This window comes from Actinoplanes sp. NBRC 101535 (assembly GCF_030269225.1).
Classification (GTDB): Bacteria; Actinomycetota; Actinomycetes; order Mycobacteriales; family Micromonosporaceae; genus Actinoplanes; species Actinoplanes rectilineatus.
This window is the reverse complement of sequence record NZ_BSSY01000004.1, coordinates 130,649-144,791: the sequence shown is the minus strand read 5'-3', so window position 1 is coordinate 144,791 and position 14,143 is coordinate 130,649. Positions and strand designations below refer to the sequence as shown.

The 14,143-nt window shown below is 71.7% G+C and carries 10 protein-coding genes; all 10 read left to right on the top strand.

The annotated features are described in order from the left end of the window. Positions 1–42 precede the first annotated feature (42 nt). The 10 genes from QSK32_RS12755 to QSK32_RS12710 all read left to right on the top strand — a co-directional run bounded on the left by QSK32_RS12755 (position 43) and on the right by QSK32_RS12710 (position 14,128). The gene (locus QSK32_RS12755) at positions 43–1,758 is read left to right on the top strand and encodes a glycosyltransferase family 39 protein (RefSeq protein WP_052720084.1); all 1,716 of its coding nucleotides are present in this window, start codon (positions 43–45) and stop codon (positions 1,756–1,758) included. Between the two features lie 38 nt (positions 1,759–1,796). Further along, positions 1,797–3,737: an ArnT family glycosyltransferase gene (locus QSK32_RS12750; protein ID WP_285471990.1), complete on the top strand. Its 1,941-nt coding sequence runs from the start codon at positions 1,797–1,799 to the stop codon at positions 3,735–3,737. Positions 3,738–3,828: 91 nt separating this feature from the next. After that, positions 3,829–5,772: an ABC transporter ATP-binding protein gene (locus tag QSK32_RS12745; RefSeq protein WP_211275254.1), complete on the top strand. Its 1,944-nt coding sequence runs from the start codon at positions 3,829–3,831 to the stop codon at positions 5,770–5,772. Positions 5,773–5,809: 37 nt separating this feature from the next. Beyond that, on the top strand, positions 5,810–6,472 hold the full coding sequence (locus QSK32_RS12740; RefSeq protein ID WP_052720085.1) for a phytanoyl-CoA dioxygenase family protein: 663 nt from the start codon (positions 5,810–5,812) through the stop codon (positions 6,470–6,472). Between the two features lie 62 nt (positions 6,473–6,534). After that, the gene (locus tag QSK32_RS12735; RefSeq protein WP_045739883.1) at positions 6,535–7,710 is read left to right on the top strand and encodes a cytochrome P450; all 1,176 of its coding nucleotides are present in this window, start codon (positions 6,535–6,537) and stop codon (positions 7,708–7,710) included. Positions 7,711–7,728: 18 nt separating this feature from the next. Further along, positions 7,729–8,883, top strand: a complete 1,155-nt coding sequence (locus tag QSK32_RS12730; protein WP_285471989.1) for a cytochrome P450 — start codon at positions 7,729–7,731, stop codon at positions 8,881–8,883. Beyond that, complete coding sequence (locus tag QSK32_RS12725) at positions 8,873–10,078, top strand: cytochrome P450 (protein WP_285471988.1); 1,206 nt, start codon at positions 8,873–8,875, stop codon at positions 10,076–10,078. Before QSK32_RS12730 ends, QSK32_RS12725 begins: the two co-directional genes overlap by 11 nt. A gap of 95 nt (positions 10,079–10,173) precedes the next feature. Beyond that, entirely contained in the window at positions 10,174–11,649 is a 1,476-nt protein-coding gene (locus QSK32_RS12720) for a tryptophan halogenase family protein (protein ID WP_285471987.1), read from the top strand. Continuing rightward, a complete protein-coding gene (locus tag QSK32_RS12715; RefSeq protein WP_045739887.1) occupies positions 11,649–12,884 on the top strand; it encodes a cytochrome P450 in 1,236 nt (411 codons plus the stop codon). The genes QSK32_RS12720 and QSK32_RS12715 overlap by 1 nt, the downstream gene beginning before the upstream one ends. A 29-nt stretch (positions 12,885–12,913) precedes the next feature. After that, a complete protein-coding gene (locus QSK32_RS12710) occupies positions 12,914–14,128 on the top strand; it encodes a tryptophan 7-halogenase (RefSeq protein WP_285471986.1) in 1,215 nt (404 codons plus the stop codon). Positions 14,129–14,143 lie beyond the last annotated feature (15 nt).

The window sequence follows — 14,143 nt, the reverse complement described above, 5'->3', positions numbered from 1 at the left end:
GCCCGCCCCTATCGACGCCATTTCCCGCCTGGAGGTACCGGGGTGTCCGAAACACTGACCGATCTACCGTCGCCGTCACGGAATCCGGCGCCCGAGAACCGTCCCCCGCGCTGGGCGGTGTGGCGTTCGCCGGCCGATCAGCCCCGGTGGGCCCGGCCCGCGCTGCTGGGCATCGCCCTGGTCGCGCTGGTGCTGTACGCCTGGAACCTGCGGCTGGTCGACTACGCGCCGCTCTACGCCGACGTGGTGAAGAGCATGTCCGGGAGCTGGCGGGCGTTCCTGTACGGCGCCGCCGATCCGGAGGCCACGTACACCCTGGACAAACTCGCCGGGTCGTTCGTGCCGCAGGTCGTCTCGGCCAAGATCTTCGGGTACTCCGCCTGGTCGCTGGCGTTGCCGCAGGTGATCGAGGGCGTGATCACGGTGCTGGTGATGTACCGGGTGGTCCGCCGCTGGGCCGGGGCACCGGCCGGACTGCTCGCCGCCGGGATCTTCACGCTCACCCCGGTCACCGCGTCCCTGTTCGGCCACAGCATGCCGGACGGGGCACTGGTCATGTGCCTGGTGCTGGCGGTCGACGCGTACCAGCGCGCGGTTCTGGAGGCCCGGCTCGCGTCGCTGGTCTGGTCCGGTGTCTGGGTCGGTCTCGCCTTCCAGACCAAGAGCCTGCAGGCGTGGCTGATCCTGCCGGCCCTGGCCGTCGGCTACCTGCTGACCGCACCGGCCGGCCTCGGTAGGCGGCTGCGGCACCTGGGCGTCGCCGGTGTGGTGACGCTGGCGGTGTCGCTGTCGTGGGTCGCGCTCTACGAACTGACCCCGGCCGACGACCGGCCCTGGATCAGCGGCACCACCGACAACAGTGCCGTCGCCCAGGTGTTCGGCTACAACGGCCTCAGCCGCCTGGGCATCCAGATCCCCGGCGCCGCGGCGACCAACCTGCGGGGCGGCCCGCCGGTGCTGGGCGAGAGCGGCACCGAGGGGCAGGACACCCAGGGCAACGTCGGCTCCAAGGCCCACGACCTGGAGCAGGGCAACGTCGGCACGAAGGGCCAGGACATGGCCGGGCTGCCGGACACGCGGGCCGGGGAGATGCCGGCCGGGCCGGTCGGGCCGCCCGGCGGGGACGAGTCCAAGCGGGAGAGCCGGCCGGACCCGATGGGCTGGACCAAGCTGTTCGACGGTCACCTCGGCGTGGCGATCGCCTGGCTGTTCCCGCTCTCGCTGCTGGCTCTGCTGTACGGCCTGTGGCGCCGGCGGGGGACGGACCGGACCGATCCGGTGCGCGGCGGCCTGGTGATGTGGGGTCTCTGGCTGCTGACCTTCGGGCTGGTGTTCACCCTGGGCGCGGTCGACCACACCGCGTTCGTGGCCGATCTCGCCCCCGCGGTGGCCGCCCTGTCCGCGCTCGGCATCGTGATGTTCTGGCGGGCGTACCGGGACGGCGGCGGGCCGGGCTGGGTCCTGCCGGCCGCGGTCGCCGCCGAGGTGGCCTGGGCCGCCTGGCTGTGGTCGCACTATCCGAACTTCCTGACGGTGGCGAAGTGGGGCGCGGTGGCGCTCGGCGTGGCCGCCCTGATCGTGCTGGTCCTCGGGCGGGTGCTCCGGGGCGCCTCTCCGGCCCTGATCAGGACCGGACTGGTGCTCGGCGTCGCGGCCATGCTCGCCGCGCCGGCCACGTATGCCGTCTCGGTTCTGGACCCCGACTATTCCGGCAATTCCTTCGATGCCAACGCCGGCCCGGCGTCGGGCGGCGCGTGATCCGGACACGCCGGCGTCACCTGGAGGGAAAGACGCCGGTGAACCCTTCTCGTCCGTCGATCAGGATCGCCTTCTGGCGGTCACCGGAGGGCCAGCCGGACTGGGCGCGGCCGGCGCTGCTGACGCTGGCCGCGATCACCGCGGTGCTCTACGGCTGGCGCATCGAGGACAGCGGCTTCGCGTCCTACTACGCGCTCGCGGTGAAGAGCATGTCGGTGAACGGCTGGGCGCTGCTCTACGGCGCGCTGGACCCCGGCGCGACGATCACCCTGGACAAGCTGGCCGGGGCCTTCGTCCCGCAGGCGATCTCGGCCCGGCTCTTCGGGTTCCACGAGTGGTCGCTGGCCCTGCCCCAGGTCGTCGAGGGGGTCGTCGCCGTCCTGGTGATGTACCGGATCGGGCGGCGGCTCGCCGGGCCGGCGGCCGGGCTGCTCGCCGCCGGCCTGTTCGGGCTGACGCCGGTGGTCGCCTCGATGTTCGGGCACGCGATGGAGGACGGCCTGCTCACCCTCTGCCTGGTCCTCGCCGCCGACGCCTTCCTGGCGGCGCTGACGTCCGGCCGGCTCGGGCCGCTGCTGTTGGCCGGTGTCTGGGTCGGGCTGGGCTTCCAGGCCAAGATGATGCAGGCCTGGCTGATCCTGCCGGCCATGGCGGTGACCTTCCTGGTGGCCGCGCCCGGCGGGTGGCGGCGCCGGCTGGGCCGGCTCACCGCGGCGGGGGCTGTCACCCTTGCCGTCTCGCTGTCGTGGATCGCGCTGTACGAGGCGACGCCCGCCGGCAGCCGGCCCTATGTGGACGGCAGCACGAACGACAGCGCGATCGCGATGGTGTTCGGCTACAACGGGTTCGACCGCTTCGGCTGGCACGTCCCGGGCGCGGTCCGGGTCACCGACGCCGGTGCCGGCGACGGTGGCGGCGTTCATGAGGAGAGCCCGCACGGGAGCCAGGGCGGTCAGGGCGGCGGCTTCGAACAGCAGGAGACCCCGGACCAGGGTGGCCCGGCGAAACTGGCCGGCGCCCGGTACGCCTCGCAGATCGGCTGGCTCTACCCACTGGCGCTGTTCGGTCTGCTCTTCGGGCTGATCGCCCGGGGCCGGGCGCCCCGGACCGACCCGCTCCGGGCCGGGCTCCTCTTCGGAGGGTCGTGGCTGCTCGTGGTGGCCGCGGTGCTCGGTGGCATGACGATCGCGCACCAGGCGTACCTGGCTTCGCTCGCCCCGCCGCTGGCGGTCCTGTCCGCGCTGGCCGTGGTCCGGGCCTGGACCGGGCTGCGGGACGGCGACGCGCCGTGGCAACTGCCCGTCCTGGTGGTGGCCGAGCTGCTCTGGACGATCCACCTGAGCCGCCGGTTCCCGGACTTCCTGCCCTGGCTGTGGTGGGTGGTGGCGGCCGCCGGCGCGATCGCGCTGCTGGTGCTGGCCGTGGCCCGGACGCTCCGGCGGGTCCGCGTCGCGGCGATGGCGCTCGCGGTGGCGGCGATGGTGGCGACTCCGGTGTTCTGGGCCGCGTCGGTGCTGGATCCGCGGTACGGCGGGGACGCCTTCGAGGCCTCGGCCGGCCCACGACCCGGCGGCCGGGCCGGTACGGCCGGGGGCAACGACCTGAGCCCGACCGGTGTGCTCACCGCCGAGCAGAGCCGGCTCCACGCGTACCTGACCGCGCACCGGGACGGCGCCCGATTCCTGGCCGCGACCACGTTCTGGCACATGGCGTCGCCCTACATCGCCGCCACCGGGCAGGCCTATCTGCCGATGGGCGGCAACCACGGCAGCGTGCCGCAGCCGACCCCGGCCGGGGTCGAGGCGCTGGTCGGGACCGGCGAGCTGCGCTACTTCCTGCTGCCCGCGGCCGGGGATCCCGGCCGGCGTGACGGCGACACCGGCACGATCGGCGCCATCGCCGCGTGGGTCACCGCGACCTGCCGGGTGGTGACCGACGTGGCGCCGCCCCGCGATCAGGTCCTGTACCGCTGCCGATAGCGCGACCACTCGTGGACATCGGCTTCGGTCACCACGATGAGATCGATGACTCCGCGAGTCGCATCAGAAGGGTTTTGTTGTGGATGTAGTGATGAATTTCGGGGGCATGACGAGAAACGACGACGAGCCCGATCCCTGGGAGACCCACGTCCGCCCGGGGACGTTGCGCCGTGTGCTGACCTACTTCCGTCCGCACACCGGCAAGGTGTGGCTCTTCCTCCTGATCGCCACCCTGGACTCGCTCGTCGTCATCTCCATTCCGCTGCTGCTGATGAATCTGGTCAACGACGGCATCCTGAAGAACGATCTCCGCCTGGTGGTGGTGATGGCCGGCCTGGCGGCCGGGCTCGCGGTGGTCAGCGGACTGCTGCAGCTGGTGTCGGCGTACATCTCCGGCAAGATCGGCCAGGGGGTCACCTACGACCTGCGGGTCCAGGCGTTACGACATGTTCAGCGGCTGCCGATCGCGTTCTTCACGCGTACCCAGACGGGGGTGCTGGTCAACCGGCTGCACACCGAACTGATCATGGCGCAGCAGCACTTCGGCTTCCTGCTGATGGCGGTCACCAGCGGGATCACCGTCCTGTTGGTGCTGGCCGAGCTGTTCTACCTGTCGTGGCTGGTCGCCGTGGTCACGCTGTTGGTGATCCCGCTGTTCATCGTTCCCTGGATCTACGTGGGGCGGGTGATCCAGCGGCGTACCGAGCGGCTGATGGAGGCCAACGCCGGCCTCGGCGGACTGCTCCAGGAACGGTTCAACGTCCAGGGCGCGATGCTCTCCAAGCTCTTCGGCCGCCCGGCCGAGGAGATGGCCGAGTACGCGGGCCACGCCGGCCGGATCCGCAGGATCGGTGTGAGTCTCGCGGTGTACGGCCAGATGGCCTTCGTGATGATGGGCCTGATGGCGTCGCTGGCCACCGCGCTCGTCTACGGCGTCGGCGGCGGCCTGGTCCTCGACGGCGCGTTCCAGCTGGGCACGCTGGTCGCCATCGCCACCCTGCTGGGCCGGTTGTTCGGCCCGATCGTCCAGTTGTCCGGTCTGCAGGAGACCGCGCAGATGATCGTGGTGAGCTTCTCCCGTACCTTCGAACTGCTCGATCTGAAGCCCCTGATCCGGGAGCGTCCCGGCGCGGCCGCGCTGCCGGCCGGCGCCGCGCCGGACATCGAATTCGCCGACGTGGACTTCCGGTACCCCACCGCCGATGAGGTCTCGCTGCCGTCGCTGGAGTACGTCCGGACCGAACGCCGTCGCGGCGAGCCGTCGCCGGAAGTGCTGCGCGGGGTGAGCCTGCTGGTGCCGGGCGGCACCATGACCGCGCTGGTCGGCCCGTCCGGGGCCGGCAAGAGCACCATCACCCACCTGGTCTCCCGGCTGTACGACCCGACCGCCGGGACGATCCGCGTCGGCGGGCACGACCTGCGGGACCTGACCTTCGACTCGTTGCGGGAGACGGTCGGGGTGGTCAGCCAGGACGCCTACCTGTTCCACGACACGATCCGGGAGAACCTGCTCTACGCCCGGCCCACCTCCACCGAGGACGACCTGGTCGAGGCGTGCCGGGGCGCGCAGATCTGGGGGCTGGTCGAGTCCCTGCCGGACGGCCTCGACACCGTCGTCGGCGACCGCGGCTACCGCATGTCGGGTGGCGAGAAGCAGCGGCTGGCGATCGCCCGGCTGCTGCTGAAGGCTCCCTCGATCGTGGTGCTCGACGAGGCCACCGCCCACCTGGACTCCGAGTCCGAGGCCGCGGTCCAGCGGGCGTTGCGGACCGCGCTGCGCAGCCGGACGTCGCTGGTGATCGCCCACCGGCTGTCCACGATCCGCGAGGCCGATCAGATCCTGGTGATCGACGACGGCGGGGTCCGGGAACGCGGGACGCACGAGGAGCTGCTGGCCGCCGGCGGCCTCTACGCGGAGCTCTACTACACGCAGTTCGCGACCGGGGGGACCACCGCCGGGCCGGTCGAGGAGCCCGAGATCGTGATCGAGGAGCCCGAGCCCGAGCCGGTCCGCCACGTGGTCCGTGGCGGTTGACCCCACCCCCTTCCCGGAAGATGGAGAGGACAGCACGATGACCGATCCGGTCGCCGAGGCGCCGATTCTCGACCAGACGATCCACACCTACGATCAAGACCGTTTCCCTTTCGTACGCCGCGTGCGTGACCTGGTCGGCGGCACCGATCTGGCCCGGCTCGACAGGGACTGCGCCGTCCACCCGGCGCCGGGCGCGAGTGACCAGGCGACCGAGGCGCACACCCGGTTCTACGCCGGGTTCGACGGCATCCGCGGGCTCTACCACGACTTCCTCCGGGCCCACGTGCTGCCGCTCTTCTCCGGCGAGGTGTGCGTGCAGGCCGTGCCCACCTTCCGGGTGGCCCCGCCCGGCGGGACCGCGGTCAGCACCTTCCACCGGGACGCCGACTTCCGGCACCAGCCCGGCACCGTCAACTTCTGGCTGCCGCTGACGCCCGCCTTCGGCACCAACACGATCTGGGTGGAGAGCGCCCCGGACCGGGCCGACTACCGCCCGGTGACAGTGGTTCCCGGCGAGTTCCTGCAGTTCGACGCGATCAACCTGCGGCACGGGAACAGGGCGAACGACACCGGCGCGTGCCGGGTCAGCTTCGACTTCCGGGTCATCCCGCGGGACCGCTTCCGGGACACCGGGCTGGCCACCGTCACGAGCGGGACGCCGATGCGGATCGGCGCCTACTACACGGTCATGGCGAACTGAGACGTCCAGCCGCGCAATGCGGACGGTTGGACTGTGCCGCTCGGATTGAAGGGATCGGTGGCATGTTCGAGGAGATCAACGTCGTCCAGGCGCTGGAGCTGCACCGCAGGAACCGGTTCGATCCGGGACCGGAGCTGTGCCGCCTGATGGCCCAGGGCCCGATGACCGCGCTGGGCAGCGAGGAGGGCCCCGGCGGGCGGACCGCGTGGCTGGCCACCGGTTTCGATGCGGTCCGGGCGGTCCTCAGCTCGGAGAAGTTCAGTGCCCGGCTGCTCTACGGCGGGACCGCTGCCGGGTTCGCCTGGCCCGGCTTCCTCACCCAGTACGACCCGCCGGAGCACACCCGCCTGCGCCGGATGGTGGCGCCGGCCTTCGCGGTCCGCCGGATGCAGAAGTTCGGCGAGCAGGCCGAACGGGTCGTCCGGGACACCCTGGACACCATCGAGGCGATCGGCGGACCGCTGGACTTCGTCCCGCACTTCGGCTGGACGGTGGCGACCACGGCGACCTGCGACTTCCTCGGCATCCCCCGGGACGACCAGGCGGAGCTGTCCCGGTGTCTGCACGCCAGCCGTACCGAACGGTCCGGCCGGAAACGGACCGCGGCCGGCAACAAGTTCATGACCTACATGAACAAGGTCGCCGCCCGGACCCGCCGTGAACCCGGCGACGACATGTTCGGCGTCGTCGTCCGCGAGTTCGGCGACGAGATCACCGATGCCGAGCTGACCGGGGTGGCCGCGTTCGTGATGGGCGCCGGCGGCGACCAGGTGGCCCGGTTCCTGGCCGGCGGCGCCTGGCTGATGGTCGAGGACCCGGACCAGTTCGCCCTGCTCCGGGAGAAGCCGGAGACCGTGCCGGACTGGCTGGAGGAGATGATCCGGTACCTCACCACCGACGAGAAGACCCATCCGCGTATCGCCCTCGAGGACGTCCGCGTCGGTGGGCGGCTCGTCAAGGCCGGCGACACGGTGACCTGCTCCCTGCTGGCCGCCAACCGCCGGCGCTTCCCCGATCCGCAGGACCGGTTCGACATCACCCGGCCCCGGGCCGAGCACGTGGCGTTCGGGCACGGCATCCACCACTGCCTCGGGCGGACCCTGGCCGAGCTGATGTTCCGGGCGGCGATCCCCGCCCTGGCCCACCGCTTCCCGACGCTGCGCCTGGCCGACCCGCACCGGGCGATCCGGCTGGGACCACCCCCGTTCGATGTGGAGTCCCTCGTCCTCGACTGGTAGACGAGCACTGGAGGAACGATGGCACTTCCCCTTCAACACCAGCGGCGGCGGCTGGATCCGGCGCCGGAGTTCCAGGATCTGCAGGAACACGGCCCGCTGCACGAGTACGACGCCGAACCCGGCATGGACGGCCGTAGGCAGTGGCTGGTCACCGGCTTCGACGAGGTACGGGAGATCCTCGGCGACCATGAGCGGTTCAGCTCGATGCGGCCGGTCGAGGACGAGGCAGACCGGGCGAAACTGCCGGGGATCCTGCAGGCCTACGACCCGCCGGAGCACACCCGGCTGCGGCGGACCGTCGCCCCGGCGTACTCGGCCCGGCGGATGGCGCGGTTGCTGCCCCGGATCGAGGAGATCGTCGAGGAGGGTCTGGACGACTTCGCGAGCCGGGGCGCCCCGGCCGACTTCGTCCGGCACGCCGCCTGGCCGATCCCGGCCGTCATCGCCTGCGAGTTCCTCGGCGTCCCGCGCGACGACCAGGCCGAGCTGTCCCGGATGATCCGGGACACCCGGGAGAGCCGGCTGCCCCGGCAGCGGGTCGCGTCCGGGATGGCGGTGGTCGACTACACCCATCGGCTGGTGGCCGGCAAACGTCGTGAACCGGGCGACGGCATGCTCAGCGCCCTGGTCCAAGAGCACGGCGACCGGGTCGGCGACGACGAGCTGGCCGGGCTGGCCGAGGCGAGCCTGACGATGGCGACCGAGCAGATGGCCGCCCAGTTGTCGACCGCGATGCTGCTGTTGATGACCCACCCCGGGCAGATGGCGCTGCTCGATGAGCGTCCCGAACTGATCGACGGCGCGATCGAGGAGGTGCTGCGCTTCGCGTCGGTCGTCGAGGCGCCCTCACCGCGGGTGGCGCTCACCGACGTGACCGTCGCCGGCCGGCTGATCCGGGCCGGTGAGGTGGTGACGTGTTCGATGCTGGCGATCAACCGGGTCCGGGGGGACCGGTTCGACATCACCCGGGAGAAGACCACCCATCTGGCCTTCGGGCACGGCATCCACCACTGCATCGGGGCGCCGCTGGTCCGGCTCGAGATGCGGGTGATCCTGCCGGCCGTGGTCCGCCGGTTCCCGTCCCTGCGCCTGGCGGTCCCCGAGGAGGAGCTGCGGTTCAAGCCGGGACGGCCGGCGCCGTTCGCGATCGAGGAGCTTCCCGTTGAGTGGTGACGACGACTCCCGGCCGGTCCACGTCCGGCGGCACGACCTCGACCCGGCGGACGAGCTGCGCGCCGCCGGCCCGCTGTCCCGGATCGTGGTCGGGACCGGGGCGGACGCCGAACACACCTGGATGGCCGCCGGGCACGCCGAGGTACGCCAGGTGCTCGGCGATCACCAGCGGTTCAGCACCCGGCGCCGTTTCGACCGGCGTGACGAGGCCGGCGGGACCGGCGTCTTCCGACCCCGGGAGCTGGTCGGCAACCTGATGGACTACGACCCGCCGGAGCACACCCGGCTGCGGCACCTGCTGACCCCCGGGTTCACCCAGCGCCGGATCCGCGCGCTGGCGCCGCGGATCGAGGAGATCGTGGCGGACCGTCTCGACGAGATGGAACGGTCCGGGTCGCCCGCCGACCTGGTCGCGATGGTCGCCGACCGGGTGCCCGGCGCCGTGCTGTGCGAGCTGATCGGGGTGCCCCGCGACGACCACGACATGTTCCTGCAGTTGTGCCACCGGCACCTCGACGCCTCGCTGAGCGCCCGGAAGCGGGCGGCCGCCGGCGAGACGTTCGCCCGCTACCTGGTGGCGATGATGGCCCGGGAACGCAAGGACCCGGGCGACGGGCTCTTCGGGGCGGTCGTCGCCGAGCACGGCGACACGATCACCGACGAGGAGCTGCGCGGCGTCTGCGTCCAACTGATGCTGGCCGGCGACGACAACGTCTCCGGCATGCTCGGGCTGGGCGTGCTGGCACTGCTGCGCCACCCCGGGCAGATCACCGCGCTCCGCGCCGGCGACCAGGCCGCGGACCGGGCGGTCGACGAGCTGATCCGCTACCTGACCGTCCCGTACGCGCCCACCCCGCGGACCGCGCGGGAGGACGTCACGATCGGCGGGCAGGTGATCCGGGCGGGGGAGACGGTCCTCTGCTCGTTGCCGGCGGCCAACCGGGATCCCGCGCTGGCGCCCGACCCGGACCGCCTGGACGTCACGCGTACCCCCGTTCCGCACGTCGCCTTCGGACACGGCGTCCACCACTGTCTGGGCGCGGCGCTGACCCGGCTGCAACTACGGATCGCGTACACCGCCCTGTGGGACCGTTTTCCTGATCTGCGCCTGGCGGATCCGGACGCGGAAATCATGTTCCGGACGACCACGCCGGCATACGGATTGACCACTCTGATGGTCGCTTGGACGCCTTGAGGCATTCCCGTCGATGCCCGACGATACGAGTCGCAGCGCCTTTTCCGGAAATGGCGTTCCCCGATTTCGACCTACTGATCGATAGGTGGTACGAAATGCCGTTGGAAGAGTTCGACGTGGTGGTGGCCGGCGGTGGCCCGTCCGGTTCGACCGTGGCTGCCCTGGTGGCGATGCAGGGCCATCGGGTGCTGCTGCTGGAGAAGGAGGTCTTCCCCCGCTACCAGATCGGCGAGTCGCTGCTGCCGGCGACGGTCCACGGCGTGTGCAAGCTGCTCGGGATCTCGGAGGAGCTGGCCGGGGCGGGTTTCCCGGTCAAGCGGGGCGGCACGTTCCGCTGGGGCGCCCGGCCGGAGCCGTGGACGTTCTCGTTCGCGGTGTCGTCCAAGCTCACCGGCCCGACCTCGTTCGCGTACCAGGTCGAGCGGGCCCGGTTCGACGAGATCCTGCTGACCAATGCCAAGCGTAGGGGCGTCGAGGTCCGCGAGGGCTGTTCGGTCGCCGCGGTGACCGAGTCCGACGACCGGGTCGACGGGTTGCGCTACACCGATGCGGACGGAAACGAGCACGAGGTGCGCGCCCGTTTCGTGATCGACGCGTCCGGCAACAAGAGCCGGCTCCATTCCAGCGTCGGCGGCACCCGGAACTATTCGGAGTTCTTCCGCAGCCTGGCGCTGTTCGGCTATTTCGAGAACGGCAAGCGGCTGCCCGCGCCGAATTCCGGCAACATCCTGAGCGTCGCGTTCGACAGCGGCTGGTTCTGGTACATCCCGCTGAGCGACACGATGACCAGCGTCGGTGCGGTGGTCCGCCGGGAGATGGCCGAGAAGGTCCAGGGCGACCGGGAGAAGGCCCTGGCCGCGCTGATCGCCGAGTGCCCGCTGATCGCCGAGTACCTCGCCGACGCCACCCGGATCACCACCGGCCGCTACGGCGAACTGCGCATCCGCAAGGACTACTCGTACCACCAGACGTCGTTCTGGCGGCCCGGGATGATCCTGGTCGGCGACGCCGCCTGTTTCGTGGACCCGGTGTTCTCCTCCGGGGTGCACCTGGCGACGTACAGCGCGCTGCTCGCCGCCCGGTCGATCAACAGCATCCTCGCCGACGACCTGGACGAGAAGACGGCGCTGACCGAGTTCGAGGCCCGCTACCGCCGCGAGTACGGGGTCTTCTACGAGTTCCTGGTGTCGTTCTACGAGATGAACGTCAACGAGGAGTCGTACTTCTGGAAGGCCAAGAAGGTCACCAACAACGAGCACGGCGGTCTGGAGTCCTTCGTGGAGCTGGTCGGCGGGGTGTCGTCCGGCGAGGCGGCGCTCACCCCGGCGGCCCGGGTCGCCGGGCACAGCGCCGAGTTCGCCGCGGCGGTGGACCGGATGGCCGACAGCGAGGACGGCAACATGGTCCCGCTCTTCAAATCACAGGTCGTCAAGCAGGTGATGCAGGAGGGCGGCCAGGTGCAGATGTCGGCGGTCCTCGGTGACGACGCCGAACCCGAGCTGCCGCTGTTCCCCGGTGGGCTGGTCGCCTCGCCCGACGGGATGAAGTGGCTGCCTTACCGGCCCGCGTGATGGCGCCGGAACCCGGTGTCGCCGAAGCGCCGCTGGTGATCCCGACGGCGAACTACATGCTGCGGTCCGGCTGCGATCCGCACCCGGACATGGCCCGGCTCCGGGCGCACGGCCCGCTGATCCGGATCGGCGGCGACGCTGCCGTGCAGATGGGCCGGGAGTACCTCTGGCAGGCCCTGGGGTACGACGTGGTCCGGAAGGTCCTCGGCGACCACGAGAACTTCACCACCCGGCTGCGGCTGACCGAGAACGAGCCGGTCAGCGGCGAGGGGGTGCCGATCCCACCGGAGCTGGTCGGGCAGATCTCGACGTACGACCCGCCCGAGCACACCCGGCTGCGGCGGATGCTGACGCCGGAGTTCACCGTCCGCCGCATCCGCCGGCTGGAGCCCGCGTTCCAGGCGCTCATCGACGACCACCTCGACGAGCTGGAGGCCGAGGGGCCGCCCGCCGATCTGCAGGGGCTGTTCGCCGATCCGGTCGGCGGGGGCGCCCTCTGCGAACTGCTCGGCATTCCCCGGGACGACCGGCGGGAGTTCATCCGGCGGGTCCGGCGCAACGTCGACCTCAGCCGGGGGTTCAAGGCCCGGGCCGCCGACAGCGCGGCGTTCAACAGGTACCTGAGCAGCCTGATCGCCCGGCAGCGCCGGGATCCCGACGAGGGATTCATCGGCATGCTCATCCGGGACCACGGCCCGGACTTCACCGACGAGGAGCTGAAGGGCGTGTGCATCGCGCTCGTCCTCGGCGGTGTGGAGACCGTCGCCGGGATGATCGGCTTCGGGGTGCTCGCCCTGCTGGAACACCCCGATCAGGCACGCCTGCTCGGTGCCGGCCGGGAGGAGAACGACCGGCTGGTCAACGAACTGTTGCGCTACCTGTCGCCGGTGCAGCAGCCGACACCCCGGATGGCGTTGCGGGACGTGGTCGTCGACGGGCACCTGATCCGGGCCGGCGAGGTGGTCCTCTGCTCGGTCCTGATGGCCAACCGGGACCCGGCGCTGACCCCGGATCCGCACGTCCTGGACGGGACCCGGGAGTCCGCGCCGCACATCGGATTCGGGCACGGCATCCATCACTGCATCGGCGCGGCGGTGGCCCGGACGCTGCTGCGGATGACCTATCAGAGCCTGTGGCTGCGCCTGCCCGGGCTGCGGCTGGCGGTGCCGGCCGGCGAGGTACGGCTGCGGAGCGCGTTCATCGACGGCCCCGATCAGTTACCGGTCGCCTGGTGACCGGCGGGAACGGGAGACGGGAGAGCCCGGTGGAGGAGTTCGACGTGGTGGTCGCCGGTGGCGGCCCGGCCGGTGTGACGGTGGCGACGCTGGTCGCCATGCGGGGGCACCGGGTGCTGCTGCTGGACCGGGAGGTCTTCCCCCGGTACCGGATCGGCGAGGCGCTGGCGCCGTCGACGGTGCACGAGGTGGGCCGGCTGCTCGGCGTCACCGATCAGCTGGCGAAGGCGGAGTTCCGGGTCCGCCGGGGCGGGGCCTTCCACTGGGGTGCCGGCGCGGAGCCGTGGACGTACGCGTTCGCCGACTCGCCCCGGCTGGCCGGCCCGGAGTCGTACGGCTATCAGGTCGAGCGGGCCCGGTTCGACGAGATTCTGCTGACCAACGCCAAGGACAGGGGCGTCGAGGTACGCGAGGGCTGCCCGGCCACCGGCGTCGTCACGAGCGGGCCACGGGTGACCGGCCTGCGCTACGCCGACGCCGACGGCGGTGAGCACGAGGTCCGGGCCCGGTACGTGGTCGACGCCTCCGGCGGGGACAGCACCCTGCACGCCGCCGTCGGTGAGACCCGGGTCCCCGCGGAGGCGGTCCGGACCGTGTCGCTCTCCGGCTACTTCGGACTGTGCCGGCAGCCGGCGCCGTACGACGGGAACACCCTGGTCGTCGCGTTCGACAGCGGCTGGTTCTGGTACACCCCGCTGACCGGCGGGCTGAGCAGCGTCGGCGCGGTGGTCCGGGCCGAGCTGGCGGCGAAGGTCGAGGGCGATCGGGAGCAGGCCTTCGCGGCGCTGATCGCCGAGTGCCCGTTGATCGCCGAGCTGCTCACCGACGCGGCCCGGGTGACGGCCGGTCAGAAGTACGGCAGGCTGCGCGTCACCGAGAACCGGACCTACCACCGGACGGCGTTCTGGCGGCCCGGGATGGTCCTGGTCGGTGACGCCGCGTGCGCGGTCGACCCGGTGTTCGCCTCCGGGGTGCACCTGGCGACGTACAGCGGGCTGCTCGCGGCCCGCGCGCTCACCGGCATCCTCGCGGGCGACCGGGACGAGACGACAGCGCTGAACGCGTTCGCGACCGCGTACCACCACGAGTACCGGATCTACGCCGATTTCCTCGCGGCGTTCCACGCGACGCGCGGCGACGGGGAGGCGTGCCGGCGGCTCGCCGCCACGGCGGCAGGCGGTGGGCGTACCCCCGAAGAGGCCTTCGCGGACCTGGCCGGCGGCCTGCCTCCGCGCCCGGCCTGACAGCGCCGAGAACAG